The sequence below is a fragment of the Paracoccus mutanolyticus genome, assembly GCF_003285265.1.
Taxonomy (GTDB): domain Bacteria; phylum Pseudomonadota; class Alphaproteobacteria; order Rhodobacterales; family Rhodobacteraceae; genus Paracoccus; species Paracoccus yeei.
Genome location: NZ_CP030239.1, coordinates 192,286 through 211,374, shown reverse-complemented (window position 1 = coordinate 211,374; position 19,089 = coordinate 192,286). Strand labels below are relative to the sequence as shown.

Genomic DNA, 19,089 nt, shown 5'->3' with positions numbered 1-19,089 from the left:
GAGGACTTAGCCTTGATGTTTCACGTGCGCGTCTGGGCAAGTCATCATCAAGGCGCCGCCCATGCCCATAACAAGGGGCACGGTGGCGGATCGGGCCATCACACCGCGACTGCGGAGGCAAGCGATACTGTGAAGGACCCCGTTTGTGGGATGTCCGTGGACCCCACAACGGCTAAGCACCGAGCCCAATACCAGGGCGCCGGATCAGTATTATTTCAGGTCGAGAACTGCCAGTCCCTGAAGTTCATGGACAATCCGGGCAAATATGTGCAGGTGGCCTCGAACCTGGATCATGGCAGCGGTAGTGCCGGTGGGCACGATCTTTCGTCCGATGCACCCCCAGATCCGTCAGGTCGGTCCGGACATGCCCGATCTGCGTGATGGCGGCTGGAACCCGGAATGCCGACGGCCGAAACCGGGCGCAGTGCGGCTGGCAACATGACTCGACGGTTCGGGTGGGTGCTGCCCGGAGGAGCTGCTGTCGATGCTGGCGGTCGCCCCGGGAGGAGGGACCCGGCTGCCCTGCGTCACGCGCTCGTTTGCATTGTTAGCAGTTCCGGTTGCGCGCCTATGAGCGTTGGTTCGCGGATTTGTATGGCAGACGTGGCAGGCTGGCCGTTGGGGGCTGCGCCGTTGCTGTTCGGGCGCTGCTTGGGGTGTCCCGCTGTGCTGATACGGGTTGCGGTCGGCTATGTGGACGCCGTTGGGCTGGGCGTAAGGATGCTGCCTGGCCGTGGACGGCTGTGGTGGCAACGCTCGCGCCCGACTCTTCCCGGAAACGGCGCGGATGATGGGAGACACCGTTGCGGTTTACTTCGAGGCGGCCGCGGTGATCACGGGCTGGCGCTGCTCGGCCAAGTGCGGGAGCTACGCGCACGCGAACAGACCTCGGGCGCGCTGACGGCGCTTCTTGGCCTGGCTCCGAAGACAGCCCGACGTATCCGGCCAGATGGCACCGACGAGGAGGTGGCGGCCGAGCAATGCCTCGGCGACAAGTTCACGTCCAGAACGGCCAGTTCCGGGGCGGGTCGCTGACGGATCATCTCGAAGGCGGTCGCGGAATCCGGTGCGATGCCGGTCACGACCAGGCCGGGTGGAAGCTCATTGCCGGGCCATCGATCAATCGGCGCTCGGTCATGGATGCGGCTCGCATTGGTCGCGGCCGTGCTTCGCAGATCGTCCGGATGGTGGCGCAGGCGCAGCGGTCCCGCGCCCCGATCCAGCGCTTAGCAGACCAGGTGTCCGGCTGGTTCGTCCACTGGTCATCGTTGCCGGCGTATTCTTGCTGATGCTGGGACTTGGCACCCTTTTTGGCCCGCGGTACCTGTAGGCTTGCAGTGGCCGCGCGTTGCTGATGCTGTTTCTGTTCTCGGATGTCGGGCCCGACGACGCCCCGACCCGGATCAGGCGGGGCTCCCACGCCACCATCGCCCGCGAGTTGCTGCCCTATGGCACGGTAGGCGCGACGCTGCGGCAATTGTCGATACCCTAGTGGTCGACAAGTCCAGCACGTTTATCGGAGGTGAGCCACGGCCGTCACTGCCTCGTTCCGGTCGATGGGCGGAGCGAGACGGAACTTCTTCAAGCCGCGGCGAGCCTTGAACGTCGAGCGAACATCCGATTGCACAGGCTATTGTCCGTGCGGCGGTCTAGACGCAGCTCGCACTGTCGGAACCCTCGGACGTCAATTTCCTGCGCAAGGACGGGCTGTGCTCGGCAACATCGCCGGCAGCGCGTGCTGATCGGGCGGCATGCTTTTGGGGCTGAAGGCATACGCCGGGCGCTGATGGACTATGTCCGGCGCTATGACGCGGGCCTGAACTTCTTTCACGATCTGGTCGCCATCGACGGGCCAGGCCGCCGCGCGGTCTTTGACGTCGCCGAACCCGACGACCTCTCGCCGGCAGCGCGGAGGCCCTCCGAAACGACGGCATACGCTGCATGATCTTTGCGATCCGTGGGGGTTCGTCTTTTTCGGGGACGTCCCCGACCTGTGGACCGTGCTTGCAGAACGCAAGAGCGACGTTGTTACACGTCTTCACAAGGAAGGCCGATCGTCGCCATGGCGGGCGATGGGGTGAATGACGGCGTAGCGCTTGCGGCTGCCGATGTCGGCATAGCGATGGGCGGTGGAACGGATGTCGCCATGGAATCCGCGGGCGTTTCGCTGCTAGGCGGTGACTATTGGTGATCGTGAATGGCGTCGACTGTCGGGTGCGACAATGCGCATATTTGCTGCAGGAGCCTCGTCTGCTGTGCCAAGGCGCTTCAACTCGGAGGCGTGCCGAGAAATGCGCGACCGAGGTAACTGTATCCCGTGATGGGGCTGCTGTAGTCACCGGCGCTTGCCGCACGGCGATGGCGCTCTCTTCGGTCAGCGTCATTGCCAACGCTTTGCGCTTGCGCCCTACCAAGATCGACATTTAGTGTCACAGGCCATTCGAAGCTGCTCAAGAACGAGGACCGATGATGTCGCGTTTTGGGTCGCCTTCCCTATGCCAGCTATACCGAGATCTTCCAGCCGCAGAACGTCACCGATGCTTCGGGCGACATGCTCAAGCCGCGCAGTGGGCAGCAATACGGGTCACCAGGCGCGCGCGACGAAGAAGACTCTGGTAGATGGCTGACGAGGGACTGCGAAAGCTCCATCGACTCGCAAATATCGGTCACGGATTTCGAGACCGTCTTCGCATGCAGTGAGAATCTTCAGCGTGCTGGGATCACCCAGCAGGCGGAAGGTGAACCGGCCGCCGTCAGTTTAGCCGGGAGTAGGACACTGCCAAGTCATGTCGCACCTCTCTCGATCAACTGAGTGACCGTCAGGCGCGGCCGATCAGTGCGATGACCCGCATGGGATAGGCCGCGGTGTTCGGCTCCTGCAAGGTGCTTCTGGCTATTCCGTCCCAGTCGATGCCGATCGTCGGGTGTTCGATTTTGAACTGCGTTGTCAGTTCGGCCTCGACCTGTTTCAAGACGCTGCGAAGAAGACTGCCGTTCCATCGGTGGCAGCTGGCTTCGCCAGCACCGTATCCGCGAGGTCTGCGACCGGCATGGCGTCGCTGCTGATCCTTGACAGTCTTGTGCGAAGCTGGAGATCTTGTCGCACCGGCGTTGTCAGGTTCGCCTTCGAGCAGGAATGAGATGTTCCCGACATGCTCCATGCACTGCGCAGGGTCAGCAGCGACACGAATCCGCAGGATGGGGTCGGTAGGAGTCCAACCCGTATTCCAGAGACGTCAGCGGCGACGATCGCACCCACCGAGCCGAGCGGTGCCGGCCTGGCAACGTGCAGGCGGCCGCCGTTTCGCATGTCGTGTTGTATCTGCGCCGCAATATTCCATTCGTATGGGAATAGTGTTGATCGTTCATCAAAGTCTCGCGCACTTCCTCGGCGGGGACGTAATGGGGTCATAGTTGAACCGTTGATAGCCTCATAGACGATACAGCCGACGATGCCGACAACGTAAGACGTTGCCAGGCCGGCGATCACCTGAAGCGCGCATCGCCGAAGGTGCGCTGGATGTCCCCCTCGCCAACCGAGGCGGAAGGCGACATCGGCGAGGCCGAGCGCGATTGCGTCGGTCAGATGGGCCGGTCACGCGCAAGCAGCGCTAGCGAGCCCAAGATCACGCCGCCGACGGCCTCCGCGCTCATGGAGGCAAGATGATGAAAAAGGAAATAAGGATTGTTGCGCTTCGATTTTCCTTCGTTGGCGGTCGCGCCAATCGGCCACGGCGATCGTGTCGTCACCCAGATCGGGCCGCCGCCGATAGGTTCACCATGAAGGCGTTGGGGCCGGTGCGATAGATCACGTGGGAGTCGCTCGATGAACTTGCCGTTGCGTCGTTTCCGCTTGCAGGCATAGAATCCGAATGAAAACATGCAGCCTTACTGTTAACTCTATCGGACAGACAGATTTTGCACCTGTGGGCCCGACCAGCACTCTAGGACCACGGGTCGTGTCGCAGCGTCACAGGGCAATGCCGACGCCTTCGACGTTGGGGAATCTCGGCCAGGGGATCATATCCCTGCCCGCGGATGCTCGTTGCGCTGCAATGCCGCGGGATCCACCAGGAACTTCTGCTGATGAACTCCATGACGGTGGCCGAAAACATCTGGATCCGGCGCGAGCCCAGGGGCGCCTTCGGCCTGGTCGACCACGGCCGGATGAACCGCCAGACCCAGGAACTGTTCGACCGGCTGAACATCCGGCTGGACCCGGCGGCGATCGTCTCGACCGCGGCGGCGTGTCGATTTGCCGCGGCTTACGGAATTTTCTCGGCTGGAGCTTTGGGTCGTCATGTCATACGCTTGGTCTCGGCTCGGAAACCCGAATCGACATGGTGGTGCTCGCTTGATTTGAGTCCTCTGGAAAATGGGGCTTTCACATGCCGTCGCAATCGCAGTGACACAGAAGCTGATCTGATAGGCCTAGCCTAAAGTATATCCCGCTCACGCCACCGCTTTACTCCGTCATGCCACGATCCAATAACATCCAGAAGAACAGGAGGCTCGTGACGACGTACCGTTCTGCGATCTGCTTGTCATTGTTTAAACTCGATTATCTTCCTTTTCATGCAAATATACCTATTCTTATCAAATGTTGTGTGATCGGCTATGACCTTCTACGCGCGAACCTCTCGTCATCTGGGTGAATGGTCGTCAATCGGAGAGTGACAGTTGGCTTGCCTATGGTCCGAGTGCATATGATCCGGACGGCGGCCCTCGGATCGCAGGAGACCGCCAAGTGCCCTGACTCCATCGAAGGTCGCCACCTGCGCGACACATGGCCGCTGCCGAACATGGCTTGCTTCCGAATGGCATGGAGTTCTTTGCTATGGCAATCGCGCAACAGCCCGTGCATCGCCGATCTCGCGGTCGGATGGGCGCGTCCCTTTTTCATCGGCTCGCATTGGGCGTGTCGTTGACTTTGCGGGGCAGCGTTTCGTGCTTGTGCGCGTGGGCTATCAAGACGGTGCCGTTATGGTCGCTCACTGACTCGCCGGGCAGGCCGATCCGAGCAGGGACGATGCGGATCGGCATCTATTCGTCCATCGCTGTCGGGCGTCTTGACAAAGCTGCTGGCAAGCTATGGTCGGTCTCATACAGACGTGCAGCGGACTGATCGACGGCGAGCCGCTCGAACAAGGGGCCGCCCAGTTCCGCCTCGACCTCGCCTTCCTGCCGGGACCGGGATTGGCCTGGATGCGACGGGCGCCTCTGTGGTCCGCGGCCATTCAGCGTCCCTGCCCTCCCACCAGCCCCTAAGGCTGCGCTGAGGGTCCAAGTCGATCATGGCGACACGCATTCCGTCCTGCGAAGCCGCGCCGGCCATAGATCCTGCCATCTGCTAAGCGCTTCTTCCGCCTTACGAGCGGCATAACGCGTCCGGTTCAACGAGTCGGTCGATACTATGCCGCTGGTGGCGATAGGCCCTGACGCGATAAGCGAGCCCATGATCGAGGCCGGCTTTCCAGGCATCACATACGGACCCAACGCCGCCGATCGGCTATATCGCCTGCTGGCATCCAGAGAACGACAATCCCGCATTGCAGACCTTCTTGGACACCCTGCGACCGGACATATGAGTCGTCTGGCCGGCTCGCAGCTGGGGCGATCGACGTCGCCCTCGCGATGAACGCATCCATGAACTCACCGCCCGCACTCGGCCCACAGCCACGCCGCGCCGACGGGCTGGCCGCGCATCCCGGGCCAGCACCTTGGCATAGTCGACCAGATCGCGGTTGAAGCGGCGCGGGCAGCTCCAGCGTGACCTTCACGGGCTTGTCGTCGGGGAGCGGGCCGAGTTTCAGCTTGGTCATGGTCAACCTCCTGTCGGCTCGAACACAAGGTCGCGGGTGACGATGATCCTGACCGGAAAACCGGGCCGGATGGTCAGCGTCGGCGCGACCTGTAACTGGCGCTGCACGATCTGCTGGCCTGCCTGATTGACGGTATCCTGTGCCCCGTCTCGGATGGCCCGGATCAGCCGGTCCTCGTCGCTGGTCGCCAGCTCCGTGCCGACCGCGAGCAGCGTGGACAACCCTGCGGCCTTCATCAGATCCCACCAATGATAATCGACACCATCCTCAAGGCCGGCGTAGCCGCTGGCATCCGCGCCCGGCAGGCGCTCCAGAACGATGGAACGTCCGCCCGGCAGGATCAGGCGGTTCCATACCAAGAGCACCCTGCGCTGGCCGAAGGTCACGCCGTCATCGTATTGGCCGATGATGCGCGTGCCCTGCGGGATCAGCAGCAGCGAGCCGGTCGGGCTGTCATAGACGTTTTCCGTGACCTGCGCCGTGATCTGGCCCGGCAGGTCCGAACGGATTCCGGTGATGAGCGCTGCGGGGATTACGGCCCCGGCCTGAAGGATGTAGGGCGAGGCCGGCGGCGCGACGCGATCCGGCGCGACGGTCTGCCGGTCCACCGGCCCATTGAGAAACGCCGCGTGGCGATCCTGTGTCGCGGGCTGCCCGCCAAGGCCAAGACCGGCAAGGCCGGGCATGGCGGTTCCGGCTGGCGATCCCGTGCGCGGGCCGGACTGGAAGAACACATTGCTCAAGCGCGCGGCTTCTTCCTCGGCGCGGCGGCGTTCTTCCTCGGGATCGACGGCAGGCGTCGTCATGACGGGCGGCGCTACCGGCTGCCCACGGTTCTGCGCGTCGAGGATCGGGCGGCCGAGGTCGCCCGGCAGCGCGGGGCCGAGCACTGGCCCGGTATAGTCGCGCGGCAAACCGGCAAGGCCGTCCGCCGTGGATCGATTTTCGGTTGAATAGAGTTCGTCCCCTCCCGGCCCTGCATCGCGGGTCTGGAGCGCGTAGATCAGCGCGCCGCCTATGCCGAGCAAGGCGACAGCGCCGACGCCTGCCAGCATCTTGCGGGACAGGCGGGTGACGCGGGGCGGCTCGGCGCGCAGGCGCATGGGGGCGGCAGTATTGGTGTCGCTCATGAGGGGGAGCCTCCGGTCACGCTGGCCGGCTGGGTGCGGCCTGTCTCGGCTCGGTGCGGACGATCCTGACGACCTGCTGGCGGTTGCCGCTGCCAAGGCGCAGCTCGGCCGCGCCGAACAGGCGGTCCACGATCAGGACGTTTTGATGGGTGCGGGAATTGACGATCTGCGGCTCGCCATCGGAGCCGAGCACGAAGATCGGCGGCATCTCGCCCTGCACGATCCCGGCCGGAAAGACGACATAGACGCGGCGTCCATCGTCGAAGACGGAAACCGGCCGCCATGGCGGGCTGTCGCCCTGCACCTGCAAGCCATAGCGATAGTTCCGAGCAGCCTCGGCCGGGATGATCGGCGCCGCCGGCGACGGTCTGGCGGCTGCCCTGCTGCAGCGCGGGATAGGCCCATGCCACGGCCGGCATGTAGAGCGATTCCCGCGCGCGCAGCTCGATCATGTAGGTGCGCCGGTCGGTGGTGACGACAAGGTTGGTGGAAATGTCCGGCCGTGTCGGCTTCACGAGGATATGGACACGGCGGTTTGCGCCCGAACCGGATTCCGTATCGCCGATGACCCAGCGGGCGGTGTCGCCCGCCGCAATCGGCCCCGCGCCTGTCAGGCTCTCGCCCGGCTCCAGCGCGATCGTCGTGATCTGCCCGACCGCCGCATAGACCTGATAGAGCGCACCTTCCGACCACGGATATATCTGGATGGCGTTGTAGTAACCTTCGCGGCGCGGCTCGACGCGAGCGGCTGCATTGGCGTTCTCGACGCGACCGGTCGGCGTGCCGGCAGCCGTGCCGCCGCGCGCGACGGTCCATGCCGGGGGCACATGCAACGGCTGGGGCGTGTTGTCGGCTGCTGCCGCCTGCACGGTCGGCAGCGACGGCACGCTGGCATCGTAGCTGAATTGCGGCGTCCGGTTGGTGGCGCAGCCTGCGAGCATGTTGGCCGAAAACAGCACGGCCGCGATTGTGGGGGTGCGGGTGATCGTCTTCATTGGCTCATCTCCCGCGACCACGAAATTGCATTGACGTAGATTCCAAGCGGATTGGCGCGCAGACGCTCGGCGTCGCGCGGCGGCTGGATGACGATGGTGAGGATGGCCGTCCATCGTTCCGTGCTGGAAAGCTGGCCGTTCTCGAAATGGCGTTCCGTCCACGCGACGCGGAAGCTGTTGGGGGACGCCCGGATGACGCTCGACACCTCGACGGCGACTTGCTGGCGGCCGACCGTGTGAAAGGGTCGTTGGCGCGGGCATAGTCGTTGAGGGCGGCGGCGCCGCGGTCGGTGGTCCAGTCATAGGCCCTGAGCCAGTTCTGGCGGACAATGATCGCGTCGGCCGGGATCGCGCGCACCTGCTCGATGAATCGGCCGAGATGGAACGCAATCTGCGGATCGGTCGGCCGATAGTCGGCGTTGGCGGGCGCGACGGTCTGCGCCTGTCCTAGATTATCGACCTGCACCACCCACGGCACCACGGTCCCGCGTGCGGACTGCCAGACCAGCGCCGAGGCGAAGCCGGCCAAAAGGATCAGGGAGCCGAAGGCCATGAGCCGCCAGTTCCTCGCCTGCACGCGGGCCGAGCCGATACGCTCGTCCCATGCCTGCGCGGCCTTCTGATAGGGCGTCTCGGGTTCCGGCGATTTGCCGTAATGGGTCGCTGGTCGTTTGAAGATGTTCATGAGCGGTCACTTTCGGAAAGGTTGATGAGGAACCGGCACCGTGGCTGTCGCCGGACCGGACCGCATGGGCGGCCATCGTGTCGCCGTGGTTCATGGCCCGCCGCGGCGCATCTGCTGCGCCCAGGCCGGTGGACATCTGCGGCGAGGACCTATATCAACCGGGAGAATTTCGAGGCCATGCAGGGCTTCCATGCCGGCCGCCGCAAATCCGGCATTGGCGGCGCGGACGGAAAGCATGGGCTTTACGAGTTCGGCGCATTGGAGACGGCGCGTTTCAAGGGCGAGACGGCCGCCGAGCCTGCGGCGCGTGCGACACCGCCAAGACCGGAAGCGACACCGGCCGCGCCGGTCTGACCGAGCGCGCCAACGGTATAGGCTGCGATGCTGCGCCGGCGGCTGACGCCCCGCCGCGTGCACGAGCTGCGCCGCCCGTGAGTGTGGCACCGCCCCCCCGCGCGGCGAGCATGGCCGCACCACCGGCAGCGACCGCTGCACCGCCGACGGCAAGGCCGGTTCCCACGGCCGCGCCCGCGCCGAGTTGCGGGCCGCCAGAGACGATGCCGTTGGCGATGCCGGGGCCGAAGATGCCGAGGCCGAGCAGCGACAGGGCTGCCAGCACAATCGCCATGGCGTCGTCGATGGTCGGGGTCGCCCCGCCGAAGCCGGCGGTGAACTCCAGGTTCTGCGCCGCTGCGGATGTGCTGCGAGGACCACATGAGAATGGCCGGAGGGACCACGTTCCCAAGAACCGGTCTGCCATGAAGGCGGTCTTGCCGAACAGGCCGAAGGGGATCAGGACGAAGCCGGCGAGCGTGGTCAGCTTGAACTCGATCAGCGTCACGAAAAGCTGGATGGCGAGGATGAAGAAGGCCAGCACCACCAGCGCCCATGCAAACAGCAGGCAGGCGATCTGCACCAGGTTTTCAAAGACGGCTGATCCAGCCCATCAGGCGGAAATGGAATCGAGCAGCGGACGGACGGCGTCGAGGCCGGTCTGCGCCACGCGGCCCGGCCGCATCAGATCGGTGGCCGAAAAGCCGGTGCCCGAGGCCATGAGGCCGAGGCCGGCGAAGCTCTCGAAGACGATGCGCGCGAGGTTGTTCCAGTTGCCGATGATGTAGGCGAAGACGCCGATGAACAGCGTCTTTTTGACCAGCCGCGCGAGAATTCGTGTCGGCGCCCCAGGCCCAAAACATGGCAGCGAGCGTGAAATGGAAAGCAATCTGCGTCTGTTGCAGCAGCATTATCTGGCCGAGCAGGCCAAAGGCTCTGCCTGAAGGCGTGAACGATGCTGTGACTTTTCGGCCACGAATGCTGCAATGGTTGAACCTTAGAAACCCTGAGGTGACCATGGCTTTCCTTGCGCGGGTGCCCATCCTGCGTCCTGCGCATGTCCTGCATCTATGGCCAGCGCCAGATGGGAACCGAGGATCAGGGCTGGGTCGCCCATTTCCTGATCCGCGCGCTGAAGGGCCAGCAGATCACGCTGTTCGGCGATGGCTGCCAGGTGCGCGAAGGGGCCGGACCGGCTAATCCCGCGGTTCATCTCGATGATCGCCGCCGTGATGGCGACGGCTACGAACACCACGGCCCCAAGCCGGGCCAGCATCTTGCCGTCCATGGCGAGCCTCCCGGCTGTGCCGTTGAACATCTGCGCGTTGCCGGGCTGGTAGCCCGAACCCGGCGTCAGGAAGCGTCGCGCTGCATGCGGCCCTGTTCGGCGGCGGTCGCGCGTTCAGGATTCCATCAGTGCGTCGGCCCGGCCGTTCGCCGCAGCTGACCGCGATCAGGTCGGAAAGCTGCTGGACTGGAGGGCGAGAAGCTGATTGCCGGCCTGCGTGGCTTGCAGCGCGCCGGTCGCGCCTTGGCTCTGGCCGACAAGCGCGGCCATCTCGGCGCGGTTGCTGTCGATATTGCCGACGACGCCCGCCTGCACGCGCATGGCGTCCTGCAAGCCGCCAACCGTATTTTCCCAACGGCCGCGCGCGTCGGCGACAAGCTGGGCGTCGGTCGCCGAAAGCGAGACATTGCCGTATTGGCTCTGGAACGCTTGGTCGATCTGGCCGACCTCGAACGCGAGATTTTGGGCCTGCCCGAGAAGCTGCTGCGTGCGCTGGACGTTCTGCTGGAGCTGCTGGAGCGAGCTATGCGGCAGGCTCGCAAGGTTGCGGGCCTGATTGATGAGCATCTGCGCCTCATTCTGGAGGCTGGTGATCTGGTTATTGATCTGTTCGAGCGTGCGCGCTGCCGTGAGGACGTTCTGCGCGTAGTTGCTCGGGTCATAGACGATGCGGCCGAAGCCGAATTGCGCATGGGCCGGGCTTGCCAGCATGGGCGAAAGCGCGACAGGCACGGCGAGCGCCAGCGCGAGGGCCGAGGCCCCGACGATCTTGGACCAGGTCATGGGTCATGGAAGAATCTCCTGTGTCTTCCAGGATGAGTTCGATTTCGCCGTGGTCAGCGACCGTTCGGCGGCGGCTCTCCGCTATCGTGTCGCGAGATTGGTGAGGTCCGGGATGAGATCGGCGGCCCAATCGACGTCGCGTGCCCGGAGCCAGGCCGAGAGGAACCCGTCGCCACCGCTGTTCAGCCAGGATTTCGGTGATCAGGGCCTGATCGGATTTGGCCGAGGCGGCGCAGAGCGCCAGACCGACCTCCGACAATCCAAGATCGAACAGGCGGTTGCCACGCCGCGACTGGCAGTAGTAGTCCCGCTTCGGAGTCGCCCTGGCCAGGATGTCGATCTGGCGATCATTGAGGCCGAAGCGGCGATAAATGGCCGTGATCTGCGGCTCGATGGCTCGCTCGTTCGGCAGCAGGAGCCGCGTCGGGCAGCTCTCGATAATCGCGGGCGCGATGTTGCTGCCGTCGATGTCGCTGAGGCTTTGCGTGGCGAAGATGACGCTGGCGTTCTTCTTGCGCAGCGTTTTCAGCCATTCGCGTAGCTGGCCGGCGAATCCCTCGTCGTCGAGCGCAAGCCAGCCTTCATCTATAATGAGCAGCGTGGGGCGGCCGTCGAGCCGGTCGCCGATGCGATGGAACAGATAGGCAAGCACGGCCGGGGCCGCGCCGGTCCCGACAAGTCCCTCGATCTCGAACGCCTGCACGTCCGCCGATCCCAAATGCTCTGTCTCGGCGTCGAGCAACCGGCCATAGGCACCGCCGACGCAAAACGGACGGAGCGCCTGTTTCAGATCGTTGGATTGGAGCAGCACGGCAAGGCCGGTGATGGTGCGATGCACCCGGATTGGGCGCGGTCCCTGCGCGACCAGTGCCAAGCGGCCGGCGTGGCGTTCCATTTCAAGCAGTGGGGCGAATATGGGCCATACCGCAGCCCAGGCGCCATCGGTGCCCGTTTCGTCGCAGATCGATGTGAAACTGTCTGGCAACGCGGATCGGCCGAGGCCGATGTCTGGCGCGTCGGCAAGAAAGCCGCCGGCCGCTGGCATGGTCAAGTTCTCTAGGCGATGCCGGTGTTCCGGCGACTAGGCGGATAGCGGCGAAAAGAAGGTTCGGCTGTTGCCGGCCCTGAGGAAGGCGGCTGAGAAAAGTCAGAACAGTTGGCGATGTCGCCGACATGCAAAGACAACCGGAACGGGGTTGAGCCTTCGGTCCTAGCGTAGAGCAATGGAGCGTCGCCGAAATGCTCGTCCCGTTCCGGCCCCGCCCACACCGCCGAAAGCGGGATCATGTGGGCGAGATTCAAAGTGCTGATGGGCGGCTGCCGGACGACGCGGCATCATGTCCGGGCAGGCTGCACCATGCCGGCCGTGCCAAAGGCGACCGCCGTATCGAGCAGCCCCGCCATCGGATCTGGATGATCCTTTCGACCAGCCGCAGTTTCGTCGGCGCGCGCGGGCGTCCGCGTCCCAAACGGTGACGGTCGCCGTGACGTAGGCCATGCCTGCCACGTCCGCGCCGAGTTCCTGCAACGCCATGTCGGCGTCGAGCGCCTTGTTCGCAGCGTCGGTGTCCACGAGCGCCGATTGCTCGTTGGTCATCACCTCTTTCAGAATCGCCGCGATGCTCTTGCGCTTGGCGAACCATTGGCGACGGATGCGGGTCAGCAACCGGGTCGCATCGGTCTTGTCGAGCAGGATCGCGCGCGTGCTCCTCGGCAGCCATGAACACCCGGTTCATCTCGTCATAGAAGCCGGGTGTCGTGGTGCGGTTGCCGGTGATGGTTAGCACCAGGTCGGGCATAATCGGCGTTCAAGGCCGCCGCTCGCGGCTGACTCGGCCAGCAGCGCATCGAGATAGATCGGACCTTCGGGCACGCGCACGCGATGCCGGTTGGTCGAGATGCTGGAATGGAGATAGGTCAGTGTCGCGCCGTCATCCATCCAACGGCACTCGGGCATGAACCCGTCGAGCAAGGCCAACACGCGGTCAGTGCGGTCGATGAAGCCGCGCAGCAGTTCCCACGGGTCCACGCCCGCTTTCTCGCGGCCCTCGTAGAGCCATGCCTCAGTGCGGGCGGCTTCCTCGGCCGGGGGCAGCCAGAGGAAGGTGAGGAAGTAGCCGGACACGAAATGCGCGCCCGCTTCCTCGAAACCGGCTTTGCGCTCGGCATCGACCAGCGCCGATGCGGCATCGGGAAAGCGACTATCGGGATAGGTCGCCGCCTCCGCCGCTGCGCCTCGACGAAGATGCTCCAGCCCGATCCTAGACGGCGAACCGCATTGTTGATCCGGCCTGCGACGGCGACCAGCTCGGAGGCGACAGCGGAATCCAGATCGGGACCGCGAAACTTCGCGGTCCTCTGGAAACTCCCGTCCTTGTTCAAGACGACGCCGGAGCCGACCAGTGCCGCCCATGGCAGATAGTCGGCGAGCCGGGTGGCGGTGCGGCGGTATTCGGCAAGGTTCATCATCGACGCGCCTCCCTCAAACTGCCAGATGGCCGGGGATGCGGAGATGCCGCCGCCCGACCTCGACGAAGAGGGGATCGCGTTTTGCTGCCCAGACGGCGGCGAGATGGCCGACGGCCCACATCGGATGCCGCTATCTCCTCCGGGATGCCGAGGCCGACGGCGCCATCGTGAAAATCCTTTACGAGGGGCGGGAGCTGAAGGCCGACGTCACGGACAAGGGCACGGTGGACCGGCATTGAAAATCCCGGCACCGCGTCGAGTTGTTCAAGGCCGCCCGCCATCAGATGAGCGCCCCGCCGCCGAACGAGAAGAACGACAGGAAGAAGCTCGACGCCGCGAAGGCGATGGACAGGCCGAACACGATCTGGATCAGCTTGCGGAAACCGCCGCCGGTATCGCCGAAGGCCAGCGTCAGCCCGTGACGATGATGATGATCACCGCGACGATCTTGGCCACCGGCCCCTCGACGGATTCAGGATGGATTGCAGCGGCGCCTCCCAGGGCATCGAGGAGCCAGCGGCACCCCGATGCCCATCAGGACCAGAACGCCCGAGCGGCGCGATAGGTGGCGAACGGAAGGGTGCGGATCATTCGGGTTCTCCGGGGTGTGCTTGGTGCGGAATCTGACAAGGCTGGATGTGTAATGCGGTAGTCGCCGTCCGGCCCCAGCCCCTCGACGCGGGCAAGCTCCGCAAGCCGGCGGGCGGAACCGCGCCCGGATAGGACGGCAACAAGGTTGATGGTCTCCGCGATCATCGCGCGCGGCACGGTGACGACCGCTTCCTGGATGAGTTGTTCGAGGTCGGCGCAGCGCGCCGATGCCGGTACCGGCATGAATATCCCGCATCGTGCCGCCGGGCAGGCCCGAGATGTCGCAGGCGGCATGGACGCAGTTCTCGACCGCGCGGAAGTCCACCAGGGACGGTCGGGGCGCAGGCGCAGGACGACCGACCAGATCGGACAGTGTCGCCACGCCGTCTTTCGTCCGCATGGCGACAAGGTTGGGCGCGGCGCATTGCAACTCGCGCGTATCCTCGATGATGACGACGCGATCCGCCGTCTTCGCCACCTCGGCGAGCAGCGCATTGGTCAGCGTGGTCTTGCCGGTGCTGGTGCCGCCCGCCACCAAGATATTGGCGCGGGACTGGACAGCGGCGCGCAGCGTATCCGCCTGATCGGCGGACATGATGCCCGCCGCCACATAGTCGTCGAGCCTGAACACCGCGACGGCGGGCTTGCGGATGGCAAAGGTCGGGGCGGCGACCACGGGCGGCAATAGACCTCTCGAAGCGCTCTCCCATTCCGGCAGCTCCGCCGAGACCCGAGCTGCGGGCATGAACTTCGACGCCGACATGGTGCGCCACCAGCCGCACGATGCGTTCGCCATCGGCGGCGGACAGGATTCGCCGGTGTCGGCCAGCCCTTCGGACAGCCGGTCGATCCACATGCGCCCGTCGGGATTCAGCATGACCTCGACGACAGACGGGTCTTGCAGCAAGGCGGAAATGGCAGGCCCGAGCGCCTCCGGAGCATCCACGTGCCCCGCTGCCTGCTTGCCTCAATGCTGCCTGAGCCTGCCATCTCGTCCCCGTTCAGCCGGGGAGGAGCATGACGGTCCCCGGATGGGGATCACTAAGGAAGCGTCAGATCAGCGGTCCGCAACAGGCATCCGGGCGTAGTAGGGCCATGGCGTGCAGATACAGGAAAACGGCGGGTTGGCGCCGATCAGGGTGCGATATCCTTGACGGCGGCGCCTGATCCTGACAGGTGATTCGTGATCGCGCGGCGGTCAGGAGCAAGGCGTCGGCGACGTTGCGGGGCCTGCTGGCGGTTCAGCCGGGCGTCCAGGTTGGCGGCGATCCCGGTGCCGTACCAGCCGACGCGCAATCTGGCCAATGGCCCGGGCGGGCAAGATGTTTGCCGACCATATCGTCGCCGCCACGGCCCGAGTGGTGCGCCATCTCCAGACGGTTCCGGCCGAGGCGCTTCTTGGCTGAGGCGGACCCCCGCGCGCGGCTGACCGCGTACCTTGGCCGAATCTTTGCTTCGTCATAGGGCTCATGCGCTTTGCTGATTGTTCATCCTCGTCAGGGCGGACCCGGAGCTTTTCGAAGAAGCGGCGGCATGCGAGTCACCTGCTCGATGAGCCGCGCCGGTAACGTCTGGGCCCGCCCCGAAGGGTGGCCGCCCATCGCGGTCGAGCGATGTCGACCGCATCCGCTGGAAGCTGGAAAGCCGATCCGTTCAAGGTCGTTAGGTCTGTATCCGGGTGTGTTGGCGGTCAAATCTGGCAGGCGCGGGATCAGCCAGCGTGATGCGAAGGTCGGCGTGACGCTGATGGTCAGGTGCCTGGATTCCGACTTCAGCATTTCGGTCGCCTCGGCGATCAACTCGAACGCCCGGCGGATATTGGCAACGTAGCTGCGGCCCGCCTCCGTCAAGGCCAGCGTGCGTGGCTGGCGCTCAAACAGCTTCAGCCCGAGTTCGGCTTGCGCTCGCGAATCTGCTGCGGCGTCAAAGACAGATCGCGAACATCAGATACGCAGCCCGAGCACGCCACGGTGACAAGCAGCGCGCCCCAATTGATGGATATGCGCGCGCGCTGCACCATTCTGGCGACGTTCAGCGAAGCCTTCCGGCAAGGATAGTTTTCTACAGCCAGCTCATGGGAGTGGAACTGGTTCGTTTGTCGTTTTAGGGGATCGATGCCTGTCCATGGTCCTTGGCCGTGAAAGGCTGGGTTTCGATGATTGTATTCTCTTTCAGAGGCTTAACGATTTGGCAGTAGAAAAAATCTGGAATGATGACGGATGCCGGCCATCGGCCGGGCGCGGCTGCTGCGGGTCTGGGGCGGCATCATGGACATGTCGATGGACGGCTCGCCCATCATCGACAAGACGCCGGTCGAGGGGCTCTATCTGAACGCCGGCTGGTGCTATGGCGGCTTCAAGGCCACCCCGTCGATGACGACTTGACGCGCCTCGTCGACGGCCCCTTGAGCGTGGGGACGTATCGCGTGCTGGTCAACAGCGCCGGCCACGGCCCGCCAATCCGGCCTTGAGCATCACGCAGGAGGGGTGCGCCTCCATGATCGCGGAGATGACCGGAACCGAAAGCTGGCAGGTGAGTGCGAGTGGATAGTCCTGCAGCACCCAAGGTGTGGTCGTGCCGATCGCCTCGACGGCCTGGGCGAACCATGCCAGGATCTGCTCGTCGGTGCGCAGATGATGGGCCGGCCCCACCATGACCCGCCGATTCCTATGCGGCCGACAACATCCGCATGAACAACGTGCTGCCCGGCTGGCCGACATCTCCCGCGACCGAGGAGCGCCGCGACGTCATCCCCTTGAAGCGTTACGGCACCTCCGAGGTGGGCAGACGTTTCCTTCCTAGTTCCGAGGCGCGGCCTATATCACTGGCCAGAATATCCGGCTCGACGCGACGTAAGCCGCGCCATGTCAGCCCAGAAGAAAGCGCTCTGGCTTGCCTTCTGGCTTGCCTTCGTACATATAAAAGTTTTTCCGCCTGACGTAGAAATGGACAGCGGACGCCATCCGATGGCTCAGATACTTCTGCGCGTGGTCTGACTTCCGGACCGCGGTTGTCTGTTCGGGGTCTCGGGTGGTTCTGCGATGGAGTTATGCCCGTCATGTGCGTCGTTTCGCTGTCATGGCGCTGGTGGCGATCGCGCTTTACTATTTCCCTTCGCCTGGAGATACTGGGCTCGCTGCCGATCGAGCATCGACGGGATGCTGAGCGGGGCGATGCCGCTCTTCACCTCGTCTGCGCTTCCTTTTCCTGCGCGAGGAACGCATCTCGGCGACAAAGGCGGTCGGCGTCGCCCTCGGCTTTCTCGGCGTGTTGCTGATCGCGCAGCCGTGATCGGTCGGTGGCGACATCGCGATTCAGGAGGTCAACCGGCGAACTGCGGGCACGTTCGCGATCAGGCTGTCGTTGTTGCAGAAGATGTCCTTGTCCTTGATGCCGGGGTTATGCTCCCAGCCGCTGCCTCGACGATCTACCTGATCGGCGGCGCGATGCTTCTGCTGTGCATGGTGATCGAGGTCGAGGGGATTGGCGCGGTGTTGGACAGCCACCCCGAAAGCCTTCGCCAGATCGCCTTTGCCGATCGTGTCTTGACCAAGACCGATGCGGCACCGGCTGGCGATTGGCCGGAAAAGCTGAAGCGACTCAACCCGGGCGCTGGCGGCTTCGAGCTTCCTGCAGCCCCGGCGTGGCCCTGGTGATCGGCGTCGTGTTCGTCGGCGGGCGATCCAGCTGTCGGCCAACTGGACGATGGGCACCCAACCATCCCGGGAGGACGCTCTGCCCATCGGGCGCGGTAGGCGCGCACCAAGGCGAGCCGGTGCCGGTGTCGGCCTTGCTCCTGCCGGCAAGCCCCATGGAGCCGGCATCGCCTACCATGGAAAGGCTGCGCGAGGTGCTGGCCGATGCGCGGCAGGCGCTGCCCTGTCGGTGTGCAACTGTCGCCGGCGGCGAGGACGGTGCGCCAAGCCGCACGTGCTGCGCGGCACACCGAGGCGTCGTTTTGCAGGAAATACAGCAACGCCTGCGTATAGCGACGGAACGCCTCGGCCATCTCACGGCGCCGGACCTTGCCGGCTTCGACCCAGCCATCGGTCAGGACGGGGTTGTTCAGCGGTGCGGCGGGACCGGAGTTCATGTCAAACTTGCCGTTGGGCAATTCGGCCAAGCGCTGCGCCGGCATACTCATGATCCTCTTTCGGCGGCACTGCCGCCGGGGACATGCTGGCCTCGCCGAATGAAATGGGGCCGACGATAGCGATCCGGCGACCGCCTATGCGCGGTTCTGCCTGGTCGAGATCGGCGAAGCCATGTGGAACGATTGGATCTTTACTCGGAGCCGCACTTGTGGTGCAGCTTAATGTAAGTGATGTAACTGGCTGGGTGGTTATAGTCATGGTTGGTGCGGGCCTGCGATGCACAGTAAGTGGTCGGGTCGTCGCCCATCGCCGCGAAAAACAGGTTCCGGAGCTCGGTCTGTAATGCACGCACTCCGCCGACGATCTATTCGTCCGCTGCCGTTACAGCGCCGGTTATCGCGTGCCAGTTCAGCTTGCTCAGCTTGCATGGGTGGCCTCGCAGGAATCTACGGCGCGGGCGTGCGCGTGCATGAACTTTTCGGCAGTCCGGCTGGCATGGCGTGCCCCGCCAGATAGGCTCGCCAGGCTCTCGACGGCGATGCCGGCATCACGCTCTAGCCGCGCATGCGGCGGTCGACCAGGTCGTCGCGCTTGGCGACGATCAACTCGCGGTCGCCCAGATAGACTCGGCGAAGGTCCTTGCCGGATGTGCAGAACCACTTGATCAGCGCGCCGTGGTCGGACATGGGGCAAAAACTGTAATCGTCCCATATGCGCTGCTCGAGAGGATGTGCCGATGCTTCTGGCGTTGCATCATGGCCCTATAGGGCCAGCACTGCTCGTCTCGGTGATCCATGATTGTTGGTCAATCCCCTGGACCTTCCGGTCATCCGCCGGTCTGGACACCTCCTCGTCGACTCATGGGCGGGGCGGTCTCAAAGTTGTTCTCGACTTTGTGC

At 64.5% G+C, this 19,089-nt stretch carries 16 protein-coding genes and 12 pseudogenes; 6 read left to right on the top strand and 22 right to left on the bottom strand.

The window, feature by feature from the left end:
• Nucleotides 1–1,735 precede the first annotated feature (1,735 nt).
• Nucleotides 1,736–1,945 carry a hypothetical protein gene (locus DPM13_RS01315; RefSeq protein WP_112887295.1) on the top strand — a complete coding sequence of 70 codons (210 nt, stop codon included), beginning with the start codon at nt 1,736–1,738 and terminating at the stop codon, nt 1,943–1,945.
• Between the two features lie 874 nt (nt 1,946–2,819).
• On the opposite strand, the gene DPM13_RS20335 is transcribed toward DPM13_RS01315, so the two are convergent.
• The 3 genes from DPM13_RS20335 to DPM13_RS19560 form a co-directional block, all read right to left on the bottom strand.
• Nucleotides 2,820–2,972 carry a hypothetical protein gene (locus DPM13_RS20335; RefSeq protein ID WP_189654801.1) on the bottom strand — a complete coding sequence of 51 codons (153 nt, stop codon included), beginning with the start codon at nt 2,970–2,972 and terminating at the stop codon, nt 2,820–2,822.
• Nucleotides 2,969–3,490, bottom strand: a complete 522-nt coding sequence (locus DPM13_RS19565) for a hypothetical protein (protein ID WP_145963297.1) — start codon at nt 3,488–3,490, stop codon at nt 2,969–2,971. Before DPM13_RS19565 ends, DPM13_RS20335 begins: the two co-directional genes overlap by 4 nt.
• Before the next feature lie 92 nt (nt 3,491–3,582).
• Nucleotides 3,583–3,882 (bottom strand): hypothetical protein, encoded by a 300-nt coding sequence (locus tag DPM13_RS19560; protein ID WP_145963296.1) that lies wholly within the window; start codon nt 3,880–3,882, stop codon nt 3,583–3,585.
• A 156-nt stretch (nt 3,883–4,038) separates the two neighbouring features.
• On the opposite strand from DPM13_RS19560, the gene DPM13_RS21820 reads away from it, so the two are divergent.
• The gene (locus DPM13_RS21820) at nt 4,039–4,440 is read left to right on the top strand and encodes a hypothetical protein (RefSeq protein WP_223252270.1); all 402 of its coding nucleotides are present in this window, start codon (nt 4,039–4,041) and stop codon (nt 4,438–4,440) included.
• 459 nt (nt 4,441–4,899) lie between these two features.
• On the opposite strand, the gene DPM13_RS20330 is transcribed toward DPM13_RS21820, so the two are convergent.
• The 7 genes and pseudogenes from DPM13_RS20330 to DPM13_RS26440 all read right to left on the bottom strand — a co-directional run.
• Nucleotides 4,900–5,043 carry a hypothetical protein gene (locus tag DPM13_RS20330; RefSeq protein ID WP_189654800.1) on the bottom strand — a complete coding sequence of 48 codons (144 nt, stop codon included), beginning with the start codon at nt 5,041–5,043 and terminating at the stop codon, nt 4,900–4,902.
• Nucleotides 5,044–5,480: 437 nt separating this feature from the next.
• On the bottom strand, nt 5,481–5,822 hold the full coding sequence (locus DPM13_RS27595) for a DUF2274 domain-containing protein (protein WP_449579241.1): 342 nt from the start codon (nt 5,820–5,822) through the stop codon (nt 5,481–5,483).
• 2 nt (nt 5,823–5,824) lie between these two features.
• Complete coding sequence (locus DPM13_RS01295) at nt 5,825–6,952, bottom strand: TrbI/VirB10 family protein (RefSeq protein WP_112887293.1); 1,128 nt, start codon at nt 6,950–6,952, stop codon at nt 5,825–5,827.
• A complete protein-coding gene (locus DPM13_RS01290; RefSeq protein ID WP_449579240.1) occupies nt 6,949–7,947 on the bottom strand; it encodes a TrbG/VirB9 family P-type conjugative transfer protein in 999 nt (332 codons plus the stop codon). The genes DPM13_RS01295 and DPM13_RS01290 overlap by 4 nt, the downstream gene beginning before the upstream one ends.
• 68 nt (nt 7,948–8,015) lie before the next feature.
• Nucleotides 8,016–8,632, bottom strand: a pseudogene (trbF, locus tag DPM13_RS01285) (conjugal transfer protein TrbF); the annotation flags it as partial.
• Nucleotides 8,629–9,308 (bottom strand): annotated as a pseudogene (locus tag DPM13_RS26445) (P-type conjugative transfer protein TrbL); the annotation flags it as partial. The pseudogenes trbF and DPM13_RS26445, both read right to left, overlap by 4 nt.
• A gap of 120 nt (nt 9,309–9,428) precedes the next feature.
• A pseudogene (locus DPM13_RS26440) lies at nt 9,429–9,854 on the bottom strand (type IV secretion system protein); the annotation flags it as partial.
• A gap of 144 nt (nt 9,855–9,998) precedes the next feature.
• On the opposite strand from DPM13_RS26440, the pseudogene DPM13_RS26435 reads away from it, so the two are divergent.
• A pseudogene (locus DPM13_RS26435) lies at nt 9,999–10,148 on the top strand (NAD-dependent epimerase/dehydratase family protein); the annotation flags it as partial.
• Here DPM13_RS26435 and DPM13_RS26430 read toward each other — a convergent pair.
• The 3 pseudogenes from DPM13_RS26430 to DPM13_RS01260 form a co-directional block, all read right to left on the bottom strand.
• Nucleotides 10,134–10,241 (bottom strand): annotated as a pseudogene (locus DPM13_RS26430) (hypothetical protein); the annotation flags it as partial. The pseudogenes DPM13_RS26435 and DPM13_RS26430 sit on opposite strands and share 15 nt — an antisense overlap.
• A 33-nt stretch (nt 10,242–10,274) precedes the next feature.
• Nucleotides 10,275–11,036 (bottom strand): annotated as a pseudogene (trbJ, locus tag DPM13_RS01265) (P-type conjugative transfer protein TrbJ); the annotation flags it as partial.
• Between the two features lie 81 nt (nt 11,037–11,117).
• Nucleotides 11,118–11,871 (bottom strand): annotated as a pseudogene (locus DPM13_RS01260) (TraG/VirB4 family ATPase); the annotation flags it as partial.
• Between DPM13_RS01260 and DPM13_RS01255 the strand changes: the two are divergent.
• Nucleotides 11,755–12,096, top strand: coding sequence for a DUF5131 family protein (locus tag DPM13_RS01255; protein WP_223252269.1), 342 nt, complete (start codon nt 11,755–11,757; stop codon nt 12,094–12,096). The pseudogene DPM13_RS01260 and the gene DPM13_RS01255 sit on opposite strands and share 117 nt — an antisense overlap.
• A 100-nt stretch (nt 12,097–12,196) precedes the next feature.
• Here the strand turns inward: DPM13_RS01255 and DPM13_RS01245 are convergent.
• Both DPM13_RS01245 and DPM13_RS21810 read right to left on the bottom strand, forming a co-directional pair.
• Nucleotides 12,197–13,505 (bottom strand): annotated as a pseudogene (locus DPM13_RS01245) (conjugal transfer protein TrbE); the annotation flags it as partial.
• Between the two features lie 13 nt (nt 13,506–13,518).
• Nucleotides 13,519–13,786 (bottom strand): annotated as a pseudogene (locus tag DPM13_RS21810) (VirB3 family type IV secretion system protein).
• Between DPM13_RS21810 and DPM13_RS27590 the strand changes: the two are divergent.
• Nucleotides 13,766–13,927 (top strand): hypothetical protein, encoded by a 162-nt coding sequence (locus tag DPM13_RS27590; protein ID WP_449579283.1) that lies wholly within the window; start codon nt 13,766–13,768, stop codon nt 13,925–13,927. The pseudogene DPM13_RS21810 and the gene DPM13_RS27590 sit on opposite strands and share 21 nt — an antisense overlap.
• Before the next feature lie 112 nt (nt 13,928–14,039).
• Here the strand turns inward: DPM13_RS27590 and DPM13_RS26425 are convergent.
• The 4 genes and pseudogenes from DPM13_RS26425 to DPM13_RS20320 all read right to left on the bottom strand — a co-directional run.
• A pseudogene (locus DPM13_RS26425) lies at nt 14,040–14,370 on the bottom strand (hypothetical protein); the annotation flags it as partial.
• 77 nt (nt 14,371–14,447) lie between these two features.
• Nucleotides 14,448–15,086 (bottom strand): annotated as a pseudogene (locus DPM13_RS26420) (ATPase, T2SS/T4P/T4SS family); the annotation flags it as partial.
• Between the two features lie 506 nt (nt 15,087–15,592).
• A complete protein-coding gene (locus DPM13_RS20325) occupies nt 15,593–15,946 on the bottom strand; it encodes a hypothetical protein (RefSeq protein WP_189654799.1) in 354 nt (117 codons plus the stop codon).
• Nucleotides 15,947–15,978: 32 nt separating this feature from the next.
• Nucleotides 15,979–16,116 carry a hypothetical protein gene (locus DPM13_RS20320; protein ID WP_189654798.1) on the bottom strand — a complete coding sequence of 46 codons (138 nt, stop codon included), beginning with the start codon at nt 16,114–16,116 and terminating at the stop codon, nt 15,979–15,981.
• A 199-nt stretch (nt 16,117–16,315) separates the two neighbouring features.
• On the opposite strand from DPM13_RS20320, the pseudogene DPM13_RS01220 reads away from it, so the two are divergent.
• Nucleotides 16,316–16,468, top strand: a pseudogene (locus tag DPM13_RS01220) (FAD-dependent oxidoreductase); the annotation flags it as partial.
• A gap of 60 nt (nt 16,469–16,528) precedes the next feature.
• Here the strand turns inward: DPM13_RS01220 and DPM13_RS01215 are convergent.
• The 3 genes from DPM13_RS01215 to DPM13_RS24645 form a co-directional block, all read right to left on the bottom strand.
• Entirely contained in the window at nt 16,529–16,750 is a 222-nt protein-coding gene (locus DPM13_RS01215) for a hypothetical protein (RefSeq protein ID WP_112887292.1), read from the bottom strand.
• 660 nt (nt 16,751–17,410) lie between these two features.
• Nucleotides 17,411–17,809: a hypothetical protein gene (locus DPM13_RS20315; protein ID WP_189654797.1), complete on the bottom strand. Its 399-nt coding sequence runs from the start codon at nt 17,807–17,809 to the stop codon at nt 17,411–17,413.
• A 935-nt stretch (nt 17,810–18,744) separates the two neighbouring features.
• On the bottom strand, nt 18,745–18,876 hold the full coding sequence (locus tag DPM13_RS24645; protein WP_262983228.1) for a hypothetical protein: 132 nt from the start codon (nt 18,874–18,876) through the stop codon (nt 18,745–18,747).
• Nucleotides 18,877–19,089: the final 213 nt, after the last annotated feature.